Consider the following 18106-nt stretch of genomic DNA (forward strand, 5'->3'; position numbering starts at 1 on the left):
CAAATAATCGATTAATAGGTGAATACCCATTCTCCCTATTTCATAACACTTCATGATTTTATTAGCATATTTTATCATGAAGTCAACTTCAGTTAGCGGTTTCAAATTTGTTTCTGAAAGGAGGTTTTAACATGTACCAATATCGGACACCACGATTCCCACCTCAAGTACCTTTCCAAAATCCTGCAACTTTTATGCAATATCGCCAACCAATGCAAAGTAACTTTGGATCTAGAGGTATCGGTAGATTCATATCAAGATTATTCGGTAATGGTAGTGGGGCAAACGGAGCACCATTTAATCGTATGAATTTCCCTACCCCTTTAGGAGCGAGAGGGATGTTTGCACCTAATATGTATGCCGGCTTTGGCAATTCATTTGCTAACGTAGGACAAACAGGATTACCTAATATGGTCAATGGTATCTCTGGAATGTTAAACAACGTCCAAAAAACGATTGGTCTAGTCCAGCAATTCGGGCCATTGGTTCAGCAATATGGACCCTTCATCAAAAATATGCCCGCTATGTTAAAAATTATGAAAGAGCTAAATAGCATGGACTCTGCTGATACTACCGAACAGGAAGCTAGTACAGACAAAGGCGCTAAGGATCTAAAGGACATTCCAAATTTTGCAGAAACTGAGAATGAAGCAGTTCAAACAAATCAAGGACAATCAAGACCAAAGCTTTATATTTAATGAATCATTCTTTGTATTTCCTATAGCTCTCCCTTATAATAAAATCGAAGCACCCGTTCAGCAACACACGGACTGGACAATGAAGATGAGGAGGAGCTTTAGGATGGAAGTTATAAAAATTGCACCAAGAGGCTATTGCCATGGTGTAGTAGATGCTATGGTGATTGCACAAAATGCAGCTCTAGATAAAACTCTGCCAAGGCCAATTTATATATTAGGAATGATTGTTCATAATAAGCATGTGACTGATGCATTTGAAAAAGAAGGAATCATTACCTTAGATGCTAAAGGAAAAACTCGAAAGGAATTATTGGAAGAAATCACAGTAGGTACAATTATTTTTACTGCCCACGGCATATCACCTGAAGTAAAATCAATCGCAAAAGAACGTGGTCTTACTGTGCTAGATGCAACCTGCCCTGATGTAACAAGGACACATGATCTAATTAGAAACGTTAAAGAAAAAGGATATCATGTTATTTATATTGGTAAAAAAGGACATCCAGAGCCAGAAGGAGCGGTCGGCATTGCTCCGGAAATTGTCCATTTAATTGAAAACGAAGAAGATATTGAGCAATTAAATCTCCAAGCCGATAAAATCATTATTACAAACCAAACGACAATGAGCCAGTGGGATGTGCTTGATATTATAAAAAAAGTAAAAGAGAAATATCCTCATGCTGAGGTTCATAAAGAAATTTGTATGGCAACACAAGTCCGTCAGGAAGCCGTTGCTGAACAGGCAAAACAAGCTGATTTAACAATTGTTGTTGGTGATCCGCGCAGTAATAACTCGAACAGACTGGCACAAGTATCGGAAGAAATAGCTGGTACAAAAGCATATCGTATTGCTGACGTTTCTGAAATTGATATTAATTGGTTGCTGTCAATTCACAAGGTTGCTGTTACCGCAGGCGCTTCGACACCAACGCCAATAACAAAAGAAGTGATCGCATATTTGGAACAATTTGATCCAAATGATCGATCAACATGGGAGATAAAACGAAGCGTACCACTCAATAAAATCTTACCGAAAATTAAAACAACAAAATAAAATGATTCAAAAAAGAAGCGGGACCGATTTTCTGAACAAAAGCTTTGATTGCGTTGCAATCTCATCTTTTCGGATATGAATCGATCCCGCATTTTTTCAATAATAAATATTAACATTGTTTTAACACTGCCTGCCATCCCTTTTTATAGAAATTGAAACGGATCGGTGTTGACACTAGAGCAAATCACTTTTGTCTCAAATTTCTTTTCTGCTAAAAAGTCTTGTAAATATCTCTCGACACCCTTTTTCATAACCTTCTCGACATTGTGACCTGGATCAACCATTTTAAGCCCCGCCATCATTGCATCGTGAGCAACATGATAATAAATATCACCTGTTACATAAACATCTGCTCCTTTAAATTTCGCTTTTGACCAATATTTATTGCCGTCCCCACCTAAAACAGCTACTTTACGAATGTTCGAATCCAAGTCTCCGACCACTCTTACACCTTGGACATCAAGCGACTTCTTAACATAGCTTGCAAAATGCCGTAACGTCATTTCTTCGGGTAAATAGCCAATCCTTCCTAAGCCTAACAATTCTCCTTTATTTTCAAGGGGATAAATATCATATGCCGGTTCTTCATAAGGGTGTGTATTGAGGATGGCCCGCACAACTTTTGTTTGAATGGAGTTAGGTAAAATCGTTTCAATTCTAACCTCATTTACCTTCTCAAGCCTTCCTTTTTTACCTATATATGGATTTGTTCCGTCTAATGGTAGAAACGTACCAACTCCATCCAAATTGTATGTGCAATGGCTATAGTTGCCAATATGACCTGCACCAGCAGCAGAGATAGCATCTCTTACTTGATCAGCATAGTCCTCAGGAACAAACACAACAAGCTTTTTCAACTGATCCTCATACGTAGGTACTAGCACCTCTACATTTTGTAAGTTTAATGCTGACGCTAATAAATCGTTTACACCACCAATCGCTACATCTAAGTTCGTGTGAGCTGCATAAACCGCAATATTATGTTTTAAACACTTTTCGACAATACGTCCAGCTGGATTGTCTGTTACAATCGTCTTTAGGGGATTATAAATGACAGGGTGATGAGCAATAATTAAGTCAACATTATTTTCAATTGCCTCATCGATGACAGTTTCTAGCACATCAAGTGTTACCATGATTTTTTTTATCGGCTTATTTAAAGTACCTAGCTGCAAACCGATTTTATCACCATCCATTGCTAACGATTTAGGTGCAAGCTTTTCAAAAGCTTGAATAATTTCTTGGCCGTTTGCAAAACTCATTGCTTGAAAACCTCCTCAACCATCCGAATATTTTCTTCTATTTCTTTTCTCTTAGTTACTAATTCCTCAGTAACGGTAGCTTGTTCTAGTTGTTTTAAAATTTTTTTCCAATTAGAAAGTTCAAGAGACCACTTCTTTTTAAATGCAGCGTTATTAGTTTTCATTAAAAAAGGGCCGAGTAAAATCGCCGCTGCTTTTTTCTGCACATCCCTATAAGGATTATCCGGAATTCCACGTTCGGCTGTTAAAACTTCGTAAATTTTACCATCTTCTTCAAGAATTTGCTCATTAATTAGCTCCCAATCATTCTCAATCAACCATTTTCTTACATTACTTGCAGCAACATTTGGCTGCAAAATTAACCTATTTACTTTTGTTAACTTATCTTTTCCTTCCTCCAATATTTCACATATTAATTGCCCACCCATCCCGGCAATCGTTATTACATTTACATCTTCAGGATTTATTACTTCTAACCCATTCCCTTTTCTAACATCAATATATCCCTGTAAATTTAGTTTGTTAACCTGTTTTTGCGCAGATTGAAACGGCCCTTCGTTTACTTCTCCAGCAATTGCAGATGAAACAATCCCATTCAGTACAGCATAGCAAGGAAGATAGGCATGATCAGAACCGATATCGGCAATTTTGGAACCTATCGGGATTTCATTTGCAACGGTCAACAACCTTTTCGATAATAATAACTCATTCATTATATTCACCGTTCATCTTTCTTAAAAGTCTTTTTATTATCTTAATCATTCAGTTATAATCTTGCAACTTTCTCTTTATACCTATACTAGCATCGTATGAAAAAAGCTCTCTATCTTTTAGATAGAAAGCTTTAATAATTACTGATTATTTCTTTTCAGCTAACCATGTAGAAATTTGTTCTTTTGTTGCATCATCAACTTGTGGCATTGGTGGCATTATACTGTCGCCAACTTGACCATTAGTAATGATATTAGCAATTTCTTCAGCAGAAAGCTTCGAGCCAATCGTATCTAATGGTAATCCAACTCCACCTTCAAGGTTTTGACCATGACATGCAGCACAGTTTACTTTGTACAACCCTTCTGGGTCATCAGCAGCAGCTGTATCTGTTTCTGCAGTTTCAGTTTCACCTGCTTCCATAGCTGCTAGCAGCTTATCTGCATTGTTTAAACCATAGTAAGACATACCGATTGTAGCAATTATAGCAATTACAGCAATAATCGCAAATGGTATTAATGGATTGCGATTCATTTTTTTTCCTCCTTATGTATAAAATCATAATAGCCTGTTTAGTACAACACTATCTATTCTACTTGAAATATCAAATTCAGAAAAGGGGTTCTCGACAAGTTCTGAATATTTTTTTAGTTTTCCAACGGTCTTTTATTGTTAATACATGACGGATTCCTATATAACTATAAAAAAATGTATGTTATTAAAATAATTGCACCAGCAATTCCAGAAATGATCAAATATTTTAGTCGCAAAATATAGCCAATCCCAATCCACATAAAACAATTTGTTAAAATAATAATGATTAATGCAAAATCAACTGAAAACAAACTCGAAACAACATGGACAGATGCTAAAAATAAAATTAAAGCTCCAATTACTATCGAGATGTGAAGAAAAAAGCTGCTTTTTTGATAAAAATAGTAAGTACTACCTGAGCATACTAAGACAAAAATTGTGAATAGGCCAATTTGCAAATGAAACGACATTTCAGTAAAATAAATAACAACATAAGTTAATGGCAGTTGCAACACTAGATACAGTAAAAATATGTTTGAAAACAGCCTTTTAAATGAAAATGAATTTCTCTCAAAAGCTTCTTGTTCTGTGGCAGACCCTTCTGTATATAAGGATATTAAAAAATCACAATAATGCTCTGGTAAAAGACGATGGTCTTTCCAATATTTTATTTCCTTAAGAACAGTTTCTTTACGTTCTTTGTCCATAATTTTTGTGCGCACCCCAAAATAAAATAGTTTACTCCATTATACATGAAGTAAACTATTTAAGTGGCAATTATTTATTCTAGAAAGTCCTTTAGACGTTTACTTCTACTTGGATGACGAAGCTTTCTTAAAGCTTTTGCTTCGATTTGGCGAATTCGTTCACGGGTGACACCAAATACTTTACCTACTTCTTCAAGTGTCCTCGTTCTTCCATCGTCTAGGCCAAAACGAAGTCGAAGTACATTTTCTTCACGGTCTGTTAAAGTATCTAATACATCTTCAAGTTGTTCCTTTAACAATTCGTATGCAGCCGCGTCCGAAGGAGATTGAGCTTCTTGATCTTCAATGAAATCACCTAAATGTGAATCATCTTCTTCACCGATAGGCGTTTCTAACGAAACAGGTTCTTGAGCAATTTTTAAAATTTCCCGAACCTTTTCAGGAGTTAGATCCATTTCTTCACCGATTTCCTCTGGAGTTGGATCGCGCCCTAAGTCCTGCAATAATTGTCTTTGAACTCGTATCAATTTATTAATTGTCTCAACCATATGAACTGGAATTCGAATGGTTCTAGCTTGGTCAGCAATAGCACGTGTGATAGCCTGACGAATCCACCAAGTAGCATACGTACTAAATTTAAAACCTTTCCTATAATCAAATTTCTCAACCGCTTTAATTAAGCCCATGTTTCCTTCTTGAATTAAATCGAGAAATAACATACCTCTGCCAACATATCTTTTAGCAATACTTACAACAAGCCGTAAATTCGCCTCTGCAAGTCTTCGCTTAGCTTCTTCATCACCTTGCTCAATTCGGCCAGCTAATTCAATTTCTTCCTCAGCAGATAGTAGATCAACTCGTCCAATTTCTTTTAAATACATCCTCACAGGATCGTTTATTTTGATTCCTGGTGGTACGGTAAGATCGTTTAAATCAAACTCTTCTTCCTTTTCTAACTGGTTAAAACTAGGATCATCGTCATCTTCTTCATTATCATCTTGATCTACTTCATCTGACTGTCCAATTATATCAATACCTTTATCTGTAAGGTATTCATAAAATTCATCCATCTGGTCTGAATCAAGCTCAAAAGCTGCTAAACGTTCAGCAATCTCATCATACGTAATAAGACCACGTTTTTTCCCTTGTACTACAATCTGCTCTTTTACTTGGTCAAGAGTCAGTTCTAATTCAATATCCTTTGAACGAGCTCCTTTTTCAGCCATTGAATCCCCTCCTTCCAAGATTCCTTCCAACATAATAAAAACAAGCTATTTAAGTTCTTTTTTCATCTGGATAATTTCCATTGCAATTTGGGCTGCTTTTATAAAATCCTGATGTTTTTCCGCTTCTAATTTTTCATGTTCGATCTCTTTTATTTTTAACCATTTTGGATGATTCAACACTTGTTTAACATAATCTGAAAGTTCCTCTTCACTAATATTAATATTTATATCCAACATGGCTATTTCAGAAACGATTCTCGTTAATTGTTCATCATCTAATCGTTGGAGAAATGCACCTATATTTGGAGAATTGCCTTCTTCATAATAAGCATAAATAAAAAGTGCAATTGCATTATGGTAATCAATATTAAAGGAACAGCCAATTTGGTCTTTGATTACATAAGCGATCTCCTTATTCCTTAACATGTGTGCAAGTAAAATGCGTTCTGCATTATGAAACGCAGGTAATAGTTTTTTTTTAAGAATAAATCGATTACTGTTGCTATTATTATTTCGATTAAAAGTTGAAATATCCTTGTTTTTTCTCAATCTTCGTAAAATATCGTATTGCTGACTCTTTAGCGCATCCATAGATATAGAGAACTCATCAGCTATCTGTCGTAAATAATGATCTCTTTCTACAGCATTCGGTAACAATGATATTTCTTTCAATATTTCTTCAATATATGAAATAAATTGTCCCTCATCTTGAAGATTTTTCCCTCTTCTTAAATATTCCATTTTAAAAGCCATAAATGTAGTGCTGGACCCAATTACGTTTGTAACAAAACTTTCATTTCCATAAGCACGAATATAATCATCAGGATCGTATCCTTCAGGCATTCTAGCGACTTTCACATGGCAACCTGCGTTAGATAAAATTATCGCTGCACGGTACGCTGCGTTTATCCCTGCAGAATCTGCATCATAACAAATTACCACATTATCTGAATTTCTACGAATTATTTTTGCCTGATCTTCTGTTAGTGATGTACCAAGTGTTGCTATTCCGTTTTGCACACCTGCCCGCCATGCAGAAATTACGTCTATATACCCCTCAAATAAAATAACCTGCTGGTTTTTGCGAATTTCGGGCCTTGCTAGGTGAAACCCATACAATGTTTTACTTTTAGTAAATATCTTTGTTTCAGGGCTATTTAAGTATTTAGGTTCGCCTTCATTAATGATTCTTCCACCAAAAGCAATCGTACGTCCTTGATGATCCCAGATAGGAAACATGATGCGATTACGAAAGCGATCGAAAAAATTACCATCACTATCCCTTCTGCTTACTAAACCCGATTGAAACATTTCGTGAAGGTTAAAACCTCTTTTATCTAAGAACCTTGTCGCACGATCCCACGAGTCAGGGGCAAATCCTATTTGAAATTTACTAATTGATTCCTCAGTAAATCCTCTATTTTGTAAATACTGTAAAGCTTCACTTCCTTCTTTTGTATTCACCAAAATATGATGATAAAATTTTTGTAGTAGGTCATGGGCACGAAAAATATTTGCATAGTTTTTCGAGATATCTGTAGGAAAATCATCTTCTTTATTTATTGGAAGTTCTATATGTAGTTTCTCAGCTAAAATTGCCGCAGCGTCAGCAAAGCTGCACTTTTCGATCTCCATTATAAATGAAAAAACGTTCCCACCTGCTCCACAGCCAAAGCAATGGTAAAATTGATTTTCAGATGAAACTGAAAAGGATGGGGTCTTTTCACCATGGAAAGGACATAAGCCAAAATAATTACGCCCTTGTTTTTTTAATTGCACATATTCACTAACGACCTCAACAATATCAGCTTGCTGTCTAATTTGTTCTATGGTTTCTTCGGGAATTCTTTTTCCCATTCTAACATCACCATGTTTTCTACTGTCATTAAATATTCTAGTTTCCCAGCTAATTTTCCTTCAAATTTCGACAATATTTTTTAAAGAATTTTGTAATAATTTAAGTCATATTTTGTTATTCTACATTACAGCGAGGATTCCTTCTACAAAACAAATGTTTTATTATTTTATTCCTTCATAATTGCTCATTTGCTTACTTGTATAGTGTATTCTTTATTTGTCAAGTATAAACCAATAATTTTATTTTAATCACAAATTTTTATTATAATATAATATTATTTTTTTTTCTACATAAAAATTAAAATCTTCACTTAAAAAGTGAAGATTTATTTCCGATGTGGTTTATTTGTATAAATTCCTAGAATGACATTAGCCGTTTCTTCAACTGCCTTATTTGAAACATCAATAACCTCACAGCCAATTTTTTCAACTAATTCATTAAAATAGTCTAACTCTTCCTTTATTCTCTCAACGTTAGCATAGCTTGCATTGTCGCTTAACCCTAACGATTTTAATCTCTCTTTCCGAATGTTATTCAGTTTTTCCGGAGTAATTTTCAAAGCAAAGCAACGATTCGCTGGTACTTGAAACAGCTCCTCTGGTGGTTCAACTTCAGGCACAATCGGGACATTCGCAACTTTCAACCGCTTGTGGGCTAAATATTGGGAAAGTGGTGTTTTTGAAGTCCGTGATACCCCTATAAGGACGATATCGGCTTTTAATATCCCCCTCGGATCTCTGCCGTCATCATATTTAACTGCAAATTCAATTGCTTCAACTTTTCTAAAATAATCTTCATCAAGTTGTCGCACTCGCCCCGGCTCCTCACGCGGATGCTTTTTGTAGCTTTGTTTCATCTGATTCACCATTGGCCCAATTATATCAATAATAGGTACCCCTGCTTTCTCTGCTTCAGATGTTAAAAAATCACGCATTTCAGGAACTACTAAAGTAAATGCAATAATTGCTTGATTCTCTTGGGCTAAAGTTATCACTTCTGTCAATGTGCCCGTATCTTCAACATAAGGTACACGCTTTATGTTAATTTCAAATGATTGAAACTGACTAGCAGCCGCTTTAACAACAAGTTCCGCTGTTTCGCCAACTGAGTCGGAAACAACATAAACGATGGCCTTGTCCAAATTCCCCCATTCCCTTCTTTAGGTCATTATTAAATTACTTCATCCTTTGCAATGTCAATAAGTACTTTTGTCATATTTGTCTTTGTTAATCGTCCAATCACTTCATAACCATTCCCTACTTCTCTAACAACAGGAACAGCATCGATTTGCTTTTCAATAATTTTCCCTGCAACGTCAATAATTAAATCATCTTTAAAACAAAAGGTGATATTTGGCATTCTTGTCATAATGATATTTACTGGTATAGCTTCTAGATCCCGCTGACCAATACTTGCTCTTAATAGATCTTTTCTTGACAATACACCAACTAAAAGTGACTTCTTGTCAACAACAAATAACGTCCCTACATCTTCAAGAAACATTGTACAAATAGCATCATAAACGGAAACACTTTCATCGACAACAACTGGTATGGATTGATAATCAAAAACCTGTAGTTTTTTTACCTTTTCTGTTAACAATTGAGAGCCTGTCTTCCCAGAGTAAAAATAACCAACACGAGGACGAGCCTCAAGATAGCCTGCCATAGTCAGAATTGCTAAATCAGGTCTGAGAGTTGCTCTCGTTAAATTTAATTGATCAGCAATATTCTCGCCAGTAATTGGGCCATTATCCTTTACAATCTGTAAGATTCTTTCTTGTCTTTTATTAAGTTCGATCGTACTCACCACCTTGGATCATAAAAGCACAAAACATAGCAATCATCAAACTTATTTACAGAACAAGCAAAGCTTTTGTCAGTGAAAACTCATAAGCTATATTTATTAAACCCGGTTCCGTAAAAAAGCGTAATAATTAACACATCCTATTGATATATATATTATAGCTTAAATAATCCTATCAAAAAAGTATGTTACAATATTTAAATATATTATCGAAATAGTATATATTAAATTTTAAAATCATCAAGATGGTGGAGTTGGTCAATAAATCGTTTTGATTTCAAATGAAGCCCTGAGTATTCATCATACAACGACCCAATAATTAATTTAATCTCTTTTTTTGTGTGTTCACTAACGGATACTTTACCTAAGCGATGTAAATCAAAATAATAAAAAAGGCGAAGAAGCTTAATCGTAGCTTGGGAAATAGTAATTATAGTAGTATCTTTATAAACACAACGATGACAAAGAAAACCGCCTTCCCTTATTGAGAAGGCGAATTCCCCTTCATTGCTTGAACATAATACACAACCGTCTAGTTTTGGTCGAATCCCGGCTAAAGTAAGCATTTTCGTTTCAAAAATATATAATAAAATTTCCGGATCAATTCCTTCATTCATATAGTTTAAGGTTTGATAAAGAACCTCAAATAAGTAAGGATTCGTTGTTTTATTATCCGTTAATTTATCTGTAAGCTCTATAACATTAGCTGCATAAGCAGCTTGATATAAGTCTTCACGTATTCCTCTAAAGGAGGAAATGATTTCACCTTGCTGCAAGGTTCCTAACCCAGAACTAATTTGAACAAGATAATATCCATGTACGAAAACTTGTGAAATCGACGTGAACCGGCTTTTCGGCTTTTTAGCTCCCCTCGCAATTACAGCAATTTTACCCATTTCTCTTGTAAACAGCGTCACAATTTTATTCGTTTCACCGTAGTCATTTGTTCTTATTACAATACCTTCAACTTTTTGTAGCATTTTAAAAACACCATCCAATAAAAAAGGCAATAGGCGCCCTGATTAGCGACGTATAAACTAAGAGCGCATCGACTGAGATAAACAAAACACGTCGAGGGACGAGTCGATGTTGACTTATCGCAAAAGAGATGAGCGAAGTTTACTAGTCGCTGGGCGCTCGTGCTGGATTCCAAAGAGCAAAATTATATACTTTCTTATCTTTGAACAAAAGGCGCACGTCTAAGACGCTTAGCTTCTGTAGCTTTTCTTAGGCTAGAGCGATGGATCTGGATTAATACTTTCTTTGCAATCCTTATCCACTGGCGCCATTTGTATAATTTTTTTAAATAAGTACAAAAAGTATAAGGTTCAAGATAAAGGAGATTCTATTTCGACTAGCTCGTTAAAATCCTTTTTAGCAGTTTCTTGGCGTTCCCGTTCAATCTCTTTCATAAGCAGATATGTTTCCAAGTTTCCAGTTTGACTAAAGATTTTCCAGGTTAAATCTACCACAAGAAACCCCACCTTTCATTTTTAAAAACTAGTTTATTAACACTCCCTACATTTAGCTTGACCCTTCCTCATTCATTTCATGTTGGATAAAAATTGTCATTTAATATTCATCTTCTCTAAAACCAAAATCTCTGAGCTGTGATGCTCGATTACGCCAATCCTTCTGAACCTTAACCCACAATTCAAGGAATACCTTAGACCCTAATAAAGATTCAATATCAAGTCTTGCCAATCTCCCTACTTCCTTAAGCAGCTTCCCTTGCTTCCCAATTACAATTCCTTTCTGTGAATCACGCTCAACTATAATTGTTGCCGCCACATAGATCGTGTCATTGTCCCTTCTTTCCAAGGAGTCCATGACTACAGCGATAGAATGTGGAATTTCTTCCCTAGTTAAATGTAAAACCTTTTCGCGGATTAATTCAGTAATAATAAAGCGTTCAGGGTGATCAGTAACTTGATCCGCTGGATAGTATTGCGGCCCAGAGGGCATATATTTTTCAATTTGTTGTAGTAACGTTGATACATTATTTCCTTCTAGAGCTGAAATAGGCACGATTTCTTTAAAAGGATACAATTCCTTATACTCGCCAATAATCTGTAATAGCGAATCCGGATGTACTTTATCAATTTTATTAACAACAAGAAAGACAGGCTGCTTCGTTTGCTTCAAACGATCTATAATAAACTGATCACCTTTTCCAAACCCTTCCTCCGCATTGACCATAAATAAAATTAAGTCGACTTCGTTTAGTGTATTTTGTGCAACCTTCATCATGAAATCGCCAAGTTTATGCTTTGGTTTATGAATACCTGGTGTATCAATAAAAATAATTTGACTTTGATTTGTCGTATAAACGCCTTGGATTTTATTTCTTGTTGTTTGAGGTTTATCACTCATAATCGCTATTTTTTGCCCGATGACTTTATTAAGAAAGGTAGATTTCCCCACATTCGGTCTACCTATGATACATACAAACCCTGATTTATATTCATTGTTATTCATTTAAGTCCTCCGCTGCAAAGGCTCCTGGTAATAATTCTTGAACAGTTGTTTCATACACATTGCCTTTTAAATTTGTTAAATAGACGGGCATTGTTGGCAAACAAAGCTCAGACATTACTTGGCGACAAGCTCCACATGGTGAAACAGGACGTTCAGTGTCTGCAATAACAACCATCGCTTTATAGACTGTCTCTCCATCAGAGTATGCCTTAAACAAAGCCGTTCGTTCAGCACAATTGCATAAACTGTAAGCAGCGTTTTCGATATTACAACCAGTAAATACTTGGTTTGATTCAGTCAATAGTGCAGCTCCCACCTTAAATTTCGAATATGGAACATACGCTAAATCCCTTGCTTTTTTTGCATGTTCTGTTAAAGCCTTTAAATTTAACTCTTTTACCATTTTCATTTTTCCTTTCAAGTACCTTTAATTTTACATCAAATTGTATTCATTTTCATTAAATGTTCAAAATCGTAATCAAAAAGTAACAATTAACAGAAGATTCAAAAATCTCAACAAAGGCATTAGAAATATTACTACACCAATAATAACAGATATAATTGCAAAAACAAAAACAGCCGCTGCTGCAAAGTCTTTTGCTTGTTTTGCTAAAGGTTTATATTCTTCTGTTACTAAATCAACGGTTCGTTCTATTGCTGAATTTATAATTTCTAAGCAAAAAACAATTCCGATACAGAGAACAATAATGATCCATTCAACCTTTGATATTGAGAAAATATAACCTAAAAAAAGAACGATACATGCGATCGCCAAATGTATCTGCATATTTCGTTCACTTTCCACTACATTCTTCAATCCTTCAAATGCATACTTAAAACTTTGGAATAACCTTTTTATTTCTTTAGCGATGAAGTCCATATTGATCTAACAATTCCTTTTGTTTATTAAACATAATTTTCTCATCTTCCTCTGTTTGATGGTCATATCCTAACAAATGTAGAAATCCATGAATACATAAAAAACCTAACTCCCGCAAAAAGCTATGTGAATATAGTTCCGCTTGTTCAATTGCCCTAGGAATCGAAATAATGATGTCACCTAAGATGATTGGTAAGTCATCACCTACTAATGCGACTTCGCCATCACCTAACTCCTCCATTGCAAACGAAATGACATCAGTAGGCTTGTCCTTACCTCGATAAGTTCTATTAATTTCTTGTATTTCTCCGTCATCAACAAATGTAACAGATAACTCAGCATCCTCAGCAATATTTTCGTGCTTTGCTGCGAAATCCAATAGCTTTTCTATTTCAACCTTTGCAGCTTGATCAACCATTTCTAGCTCATCAATGAAATCAATAATCATACCTTTTCACCTTCACTTAACTAACGCTTTTTCAGCTACCTCACGTTTTGGTTTTGCAATTTCTGGATATTCAATTCTTGAGTGGAAAATTCCATTCAAAGTTTCACACATTGACTTTGCAGCACAATTTAATTCCTTTATCGTTATATCACACTCATCAAATTGTCCATCCTGAAGCCGTTCCGTTACAATCGATCTCACTAAATTCTCGATCTTCTGTGGTGTTGGATTTTTCATTGACCTTACAGCTGCTTCAACGCTATCTGCTATTCCTACAATAGCTGATTCCTTTGAACTTGCTTTAGGACCAGGATATCTAAAATCTGATTCGAGAACATCGCTATCAGCCTGTTCTTTTGCTTGATAATAAAAATATTTCAAGAGGGTCGTACCATGATGCTGTTCGGCAATATCGACTATTTCTTTTGGTATCTTATGTTGTCTAAGCATTTCTGCCCCATCGTATGGATGAGCAGTAATGATAGTTTTACTTAGTTGTGGCGATATATTATTATGCGGATTTTCAATATTCATTTGATTTTCAATATAAAATTGTGGCCGTTTTGTTTTACCAATATCATGATAATAAGCACCCACTCTAGCTAATAATCCATTTGCACCAATAGCCTCACAAGCTGCCTCTGAAAGGTTTGCAACCATTACGCTATGATGATAAGTACCGGGTGTTTCCATCAAAATTTTCCGTAGCAGTGGATGATTGGGATTCGATAATTCGATTAACTTCATCGTAGATAACATTCCAAAACCTGTTTCAAATACAGGCATTAAACCAAGAGTTAAGACTGCGGAAATAAAACCCGACAGAAATGCAAATGATAAATAAGTCCCAATCTCAATATTCGTATAGTTGCCATTACGCATCATAAATATTGCAGTAATAACAATAATATTTAATAAAGAGACATACAAACCCGCTTTTAAAATGTTTGAGCGATGATGCTGTTTATTAAGAAAAATTGTTCCACCTATCCCACTAAGTAAAAAATAAACACCTATCGAAAAATCAAATTTACCTATTATATCCCCATTGAATATTATGCTTCCACATATTGCTAGCATAACACTTGAGATAAGCGCAATTCGTTCATTCACAAGGATGCGAATTAACATCGTTGCCATGGCAATTGGAAAAATGTATCCTATTTCAGAGACAATTGGGAATAGACTTATGCCCTTCATTAATAAAATTGTAAATGTAAAGACTAACACATAGATCGGAAAGGCAATCGATTGATTACTGGTTTGCAAATCAAATTCTTTAAAGAAATAGGCAATGATAGCAATTAAAACACTAACAAATATTACCAAACCAATAAAAATATAATAATTTACTTCTTCTTTTAACAATCCAACAAGCTCTAGCTGTTTAAATGTGTCCCGATCAATAACTTGTCCTTCTCTTACGAGAACTTGTCCAGCAAGAATTTTCACAGGATTTACTTCATCCATAGCCTGTTGGCGCAATACTTCTGTACCCTTCATGTCATATACATAATTAGGAATAATTGCGTATTGTGCTAATTGAACCATTGCATTTCGTAAATTTTGTGGAAGGTTAACGTTTTTAAGCTCCTCATATGCTTGTTGCTTCTTTTGATCTTCTTCCCCAACCTTAATAGGTTGCTGCATAATTTGTTTAACCGCGGTAATCGTTGTCGTTTTAGCACTATCTAACTGCTGAGGTGAAGAGATTATCAATGTCTCCAACACGTTTCTCGACAGCAAATCTTGAAGTTCTGTCGGTATCATTTCTCGTAATTGATTTATTCTTTTATCGATTGTCATTGTTCCAGTTTCAGTAAGCTGAGTTTGAACATGCTCTTCTGTTCTATTCTCAGGTGATTCCTCTTCTGAATCTTCCAACTTATTTGCTTCGCTTTCTAGCATATTCACTTCATTAACAGCATCAAAAATTGCTGAAATGATCTCAACACGATTGACTGCATATTCTGTTTTTAATACATATTGATCTTCAACCTCAAGCGCCGCTTCTTGTTTCTTCTCTTCAGTTGCTTCTATATCTTCAATTGTTATTGGTGATAGAATATCATTTTTGGCTATTGAAAAAGGTTTAAGATCAAGCTTCTCCGGACTAACATTGTCATACATCGAACCGTATAAAACGATACCTAACATTACAAATAAGCCAATCAAGATAAATCTGTTGCTTTTAATGTTGTGAAGCCAATTTCGAAAGTTCTTCATTATAGTCTCCCCTCTATTACTAGTAAGACCCAATGAAACGAATGGTCTCTTTGGGTCTTAATTCATCTCTTCGTATGCTTTAATAATTTTCTGTACGAGCGGGTGACGAACAACATCTGATTGTTCTAGAAAAATAAACGAAATACCTGATAGGTTTTTTAATATATTAACGACAACACTCAGCCCAGATTTGATTCCTTTTGGTAAATCTACTTGAGTAATATCTCCTGTTATGACCATTTTCGAACCAAATCCTAACCGAGTTAAAAACATCTTCATTTGCTCTGGGGTTGTATTTTGTGCTTCATCCAAAATAACGAACGAGTCATCCAATGTTCTTCCGCGCATATAAGCCAAAGGTGCAATTTCGATCGTACCTCGTTCAATTAACCTCGCTACCTGATCTGATCCCAAAACGTCATGAAGAGCATCGTATAACGGGCGTAAGTACGGATCTACCTTTTCTTTCAAATCTCCTGGCAAGAAACCTAAGCTTTCCCCAGCTTCAACTGCTGGTCTAGTTAAGATAATTCTTTTTACAGTTCCTGCCTTTAAAGCTGCGACTGCCATGACAACTGCGAGATAGGTTTTTCCTGTACCAGCAGGTCCAATTCCAAATACTAAGTCATTACTTTTAATGGCAGAAATGTATTGTCTCTGTCCTAAAGTCTTTACACGAATCGATTTTCCTCTTACATTTTTCGTAATTTCTTGCTCATATAATTCTTCAAATTGATCAAGCATACCTCTTTGAGCTAGATCAACAGCATACACTACATCTCGTTCAGAAATACTTGCACCTTTCCTTATTACTTTTAATAGAGACATAAGAACTGCTTCCGCATGTAGAAGAGTTTCCTCCTCTCCAGATACACTTACTGATTCACCTCTAGTAACAATTGAAAGCTTTAATTTTTCCTCCAACATTTTTAAATTACGATCTTCTGTTCCGAATAATGATAAAGCCTCGTTCAAAGTCTGTAATTGAATGTTGATCGTTTTTAAATTATCTTGCATCCGTTAGTCTCCTTGAATAATTGGTTGTGGTTCAGCAATATCTTCAATAACCTGGTAGTGTATTGTTAATTTTACTTTACCATTCTCTTCTACTTGGTGCAAAACTTTTTCTCCCTTTATGACTGCATCATCATCAAGTTTTGCTTTAAGCTCAGTGCGGGCAGTGTTTTTTGCAACAGCTACAGCTGTCTCTTTATTATAATACCTGATGTATTCGTATTGTTCTCTAATAATTTTATTCTTATATGATATTGGCAAATCCCATTTAAGGAAGCGTATATGTTTTTCATAGTTTTCATTTACTAATTTTTTATAATCAACTTTTTCAAATCCCCAAACAGGAATGGTTATTCCGAAAACTTCAATATAATGCTTCTTTTTTTGCTCCCCTGTATATACATTAAACACGGTGTGAAGTGGTACAGAAATGGTAGACTTGTACCAAATTTCCCCAAATATTTTCCCTTTTGCTGCAACAATCTCCGTATTATTTTCTTTCCCAATAATTCCAGAGACGATAATTTGACCAGGCCTTACAAAATCATTGATTTTAATTATAGGTTGTCCTTGTTCTACAAAATAATCATAAATTACAGCTTTTTTCTTAGCTACTAAATGTCTCGGACTTAACAACTCTTGTTTTTCTGCTAACTTCTTCTCGACTACCTCTAAATGATAGGTCGTCCCATTCAATTTAACACCGACCCATGTAACGGACTGGAGCTCTTCCGTTAATTTGTTTTGAATTTCGTCATTTTCCGGCAATAAAAACAAAAGTTTTCCCTGCTTAATTCCCATTTTAGATAACTCTTTTCTAATGTCATGTTCAATCTTTGGATTTGCTCCTGTTATTTCGATATCCCATACCATATTTGATAAAAGTAAGATAGAAAAAAAGGCCAACATTATACCGATAACGACTCCACTATTAGTGGTAATCTTCTTTAGCAAAAAAGGCATTCCTTTTCGTCCAATAAATTCAAGCTTACAATCACTTTTACGAATTATTCGCCTTATCTTTTGGACGTCATTTAACAAAACATACCCTGTAATTGAATTTGTTTCAATTCGCTTTAAATTCCAAATTATTACGTTTTCTCGTACACATTCATTTAAAAACGGTTCGATTAATTTACCGGTTACTTTTATTTTTACATATCCTGCAAAGTAATTTGTCCATAAATTATTCATTTCCTTCCCC

The 18106-nt window shown here is 35.2% G+C and carries 19 protein-coding genes; 2 read left to right on the top strand and 17 right to left on the bottom strand.

The window, feature by feature from the left end; all coding sequences use genetic code 11:
• The first annotated feature begins 131 nt into the window (after positions 1-131).
• Together vrrA and D612_RS0112445 are read left to right on the top strand one after the other, a co-directional pair.
• Positions 132-698 (top strand): VrrA/YqfQ family protein, encoded by a 567-nt coding sequence (gene vrrA, locus D612_RS18775; protein ID WP_017755810.1) that lies wholly within the window; start codon positions 132-134, stop codon positions 696-698.
• A 103-nt stretch (positions 699-801) separates the two neighbouring features.
• Positions 802-1752 carry a 4-hydroxy-3-methylbut-2-enyl diphosphate reductase gene (locus D612_RS0112445; RefSeq protein ID WP_017755811.1) on the top strand — a complete coding sequence of 317 codons (951 nt, stop codon included), beginning with the start codon at positions 802-804 and terminating at the stop codon, positions 1750-1752.
• A gap of 143 nt (positions 1753-1895) precedes the next feature.
• On the opposite strand, the gene D612_RS0112450 is transcribed toward D612_RS0112445, so the two are convergent.
• The 17 genes from D612_RS0112450 to yqfD all read right to left on the bottom strand — a co-directional run bounded on the left by D612_RS0112450 (position 1896) and on the right by yqfD (position 18096).
• A complete protein-coding gene (locus tag D612_RS0112450) occupies positions 1896-3014 on the bottom strand; it encodes a Nif3-like dinuclear metal center hexameric protein (protein WP_017755812.1) in 1119 nt (372 codons plus the stop codon).
• Positions 3011-3727: a tRNA (adenine(22)-N(1))-methyltransferase gene (locus D612_RS0112455; protein WP_017755813.1), complete on the bottom strand. Its 717-nt coding sequence runs from the start codon at positions 3725-3727 to the stop codon at positions 3011-3013. Before D612_RS0112455 ends, D612_RS0112450 begins: the two co-directional genes overlap by 4 nt.
• A 145-nt stretch (positions 3728-3872) precedes the next feature.
• Complete coding sequence (locus D612_RS0112460) at positions 3873-4259, bottom strand: c-type cytochrome (RefSeq protein WP_017755814.1); 387 nt, start codon at positions 4257-4259, stop codon at positions 3873-3875.
• 164 nt (positions 4260-4423) lie between these two features.
• Positions 4424-4966 (bottom strand): hypothetical protein, encoded by a 543-nt coding sequence (locus tag D612_RS0112465; RefSeq protein WP_017755815.1) that lies wholly within the window; start codon positions 4964-4966, stop codon positions 4424-4426.
• Between the two features lie 74 nt (positions 4967-5040).
• Positions 5041-6192 carry an RNA polymerase sigma factor RpoD gene (gene rpoD, locus D612_RS0112470; RefSeq protein WP_017755816.1) on the bottom strand — a complete coding sequence of 384 codons (1152 nt, stop codon included), beginning with the start codon at positions 6190-6192 and terminating at the stop codon, positions 5041-5043.
• Between the two features lie 45 nt (positions 6193-6237).
• Positions 6238-8049 (bottom strand): DNA primase, encoded by a 1812-nt coding sequence (dnaG, locus tag D612_RS0112475; protein ID WP_017755817.1) that lies wholly within the window; start codon positions 8047-8049, stop codon positions 6238-6240.
• Positions 8050-8375: 326 nt separating this feature from the next.
• Positions 8376-9191, bottom strand: coding sequence for a pyruvate, water dikinase regulatory protein (locus D612_RS0112480; protein WP_017755818.1), 816 nt, complete (start codon positions 9189-9191; stop codon positions 8376-8378).
• A 29-nt stretch (positions 9192-9220) separates the two neighbouring features.
• Positions 9221-9862 (bottom strand): helix-turn-helix transcriptional regulator, encoded by a 642-nt coding sequence (locus D612_RS0112485; RefSeq protein WP_034726330.1) that lies wholly within the window; start codon positions 9860-9862, stop codon positions 9221-9223.
• Positions 9863-10080: 218 nt separating this feature from the next.
• Positions 10081-10836, bottom strand: a complete 756-nt coding sequence (recO, locus tag D612_RS0112490; protein WP_017755820.1) for a DNA repair protein RecO — start codon at positions 10834-10836, stop codon at positions 10081-10083.
• Positions 10837-11184: 348 nt separating this feature from the next.
• Positions 11185-11328, bottom strand: a complete 144-nt coding sequence (locus D612_RS19085) for a YqzL family protein (protein ID WP_017755821.1) — start codon at positions 11326-11328, stop codon at positions 11185-11187.
• Between the two features lie 100 nt (positions 11329-11428).
• Positions 11429-12334, bottom strand: coding sequence for a GTPase Era (era, locus tag D612_RS0112500; protein WP_017755822.1), 906 nt, complete (start codon positions 12332-12334; stop codon positions 11429-11431).
• The gene (gene cdd / locus D612_RS0112505) at positions 12327-12737 is read right to left on the bottom strand and encodes a cytidine deaminase (RefSeq protein WP_017755823.1); all 411 of its coding nucleotides are present in this window, start codon (positions 12735-12737) and stop codon (positions 12327-12329) included. Before cdd ends, era begins: the two co-directional genes overlap by 8 nt.
• 75 nt (positions 12738-12812) lie before the next feature.
• Positions 12813-13214: a diacylglycerol kinase family protein gene (locus D612_RS0112510; RefSeq protein ID WP_017755824.1), complete on the bottom strand. Its 402-nt coding sequence runs from the start codon at positions 13212-13214 to the stop codon at positions 12813-12815.
• Complete coding sequence (ybeY, locus tag D612_RS0112515) at positions 13198-13662, bottom strand: rRNA maturation RNase YbeY (RefSeq protein ID WP_017755825.1); 465 nt, start codon at positions 13660-13662, stop codon at positions 13198-13200. The genes D612_RS0112510 and ybeY overlap by 17 nt, the downstream gene beginning before the upstream one ends.
• Before the next feature lie 12 nt (positions 13663-13674).
• Positions 13675-15888: an HD family phosphohydrolase gene (locus D612_RS0112520; RefSeq protein ID WP_017755826.1), complete on the bottom strand. Its 2214-nt coding sequence runs from the start codon at positions 15886-15888 to the stop codon at positions 13675-13677.
• A gap of 57 nt (positions 15889-15945) precedes the next feature.
• Positions 15946-16905, bottom strand: coding sequence for a PhoH family protein (locus D612_RS0112525; protein ID WP_017755827.1), 960 nt, complete (start codon positions 16903-16905; stop codon positions 15946-15948).
• A gap of 3 nt (positions 16906-16908) precedes the next feature.
• Positions 16909-18096, bottom strand: a complete 1188-nt coding sequence (gene yqfD / locus D612_RS0112530) for a sporulation protein YqfD (protein ID WP_017755828.1) — start codon at positions 18094-18096, stop codon at positions 16909-16911.
• Between the last annotated feature and the right edge of the window lie 10 nt (positions 18097-18106).

Source organism: Calidifontibacillus oryziterrae (assembly GCF_000331575.1).
Lineage (GTDB): Bacteria > Bacillota > Bacilli > Bacillales > Bacillaceae_J > Calidifontibacillus_A > Calidifontibacillus_A oryziterrae.

Bases quoted from the DNA above. Each gene is read 5' to 3' on its own strand.
- vrrA (WP_017755810.1), top strand. From the start codon at position 132: ATGTACCAATATCGGACACCACGATTCCCACCTCAAGTACCTTTCCAA.
- D612_RS0112445 (WP_017755811.1), top strand. From the start codon at position 802: ATGGAAGTTATAAAAATTGCACCAAGAGGCTATTGCCATGGTGTAGTA.
- D612_RS0112450 (WP_017755812.1), bottom strand. From the start codon at position 3,014: ATGAGTTTTGCAAACGGCCAAGAAATTATTCAAGCTTTTGAAAAGCTT.
- D612_RS0112455 (WP_017755813.1), bottom strand. From the start codon at position 3,727: ATGAATGAGTTATTATTATCGAAAAGGTTGTTGACCGTTGCAAATGAA.
- D612_RS0112460 (WP_017755814.1), bottom strand. From the start codon at position 4,259: ATGAATCGCAATCCATTAATACCATTTGCGATTATTGCTGTAATTGCT.
- D612_RS0112465 (WP_017755815.1), bottom strand. From the start codon at position 4,966: ATGGACAAAGAACGTAAAGAAACTGTTCTTAAGGAAATAAAATATTGG.
- rpoD (WP_017755816.1), bottom strand. From the start codon at position 6,192: ATGGCTGAAAAAGGAGCTCGTTCAAAGGATATTGAATTAGAACTGACT.
- dnaG (WP_017755817.1), bottom strand. From the start codon at position 8,049: ATGGGAAAAAGAATTCCCGAAGAAACCATAGAACAAATTAGACAGCAA.
- recO (WP_017755820.1), bottom strand. From the start codon at position 10,836: ATGCTACAAAAAGTTGAAGGTATTGTAATAAGAACAAATGACTACGGT.
- era (WP_017755822.1), bottom strand. From the start codon at position 12,334: ATGAATAACAATGAATATAAATCAGGGTTTGTATGTATCATAGGTAGA.
- cdd (WP_017755823.1), bottom strand. From the start codon at position 12,737: ATGGTAAAAGAGTTAAATTTAAAGGCTTTAACAGAACATGCAAAAAAA.
- D612_RS0112510 (WP_017755824.1), bottom strand. From the start codon at position 13,214: ATGGACTTCATCGCTAAAGAAATAAAAAGGTTATTCCAAAGTTTTAAG.
- ybeY (WP_017755825.1), bottom strand. From the start codon at position 13,662: ATGATTATTGATTTCATTGATGAGCTAGAAATGGTTGATCAAGCTGCA.
- D612_RS0112520 (WP_017755826.1), bottom strand. From the start codon at position 15,888: ATGAAGAACTTTCGAAATTGGCTTCACAACATTAAAAGCAACAGATTT.
- D612_RS0112525 (WP_017755827.1), bottom strand. From the start codon at position 16,905: ATGCAAGATAATTTAAAAACGATCAACATTCAATTACAGACTTTGAAC.
- yqfD (WP_017755828.1), bottom strand. From the start codon at position 18,096: ATGAATAATTTATGGACAAATTACTTTGCAGGATATGTAAAAATAAAA.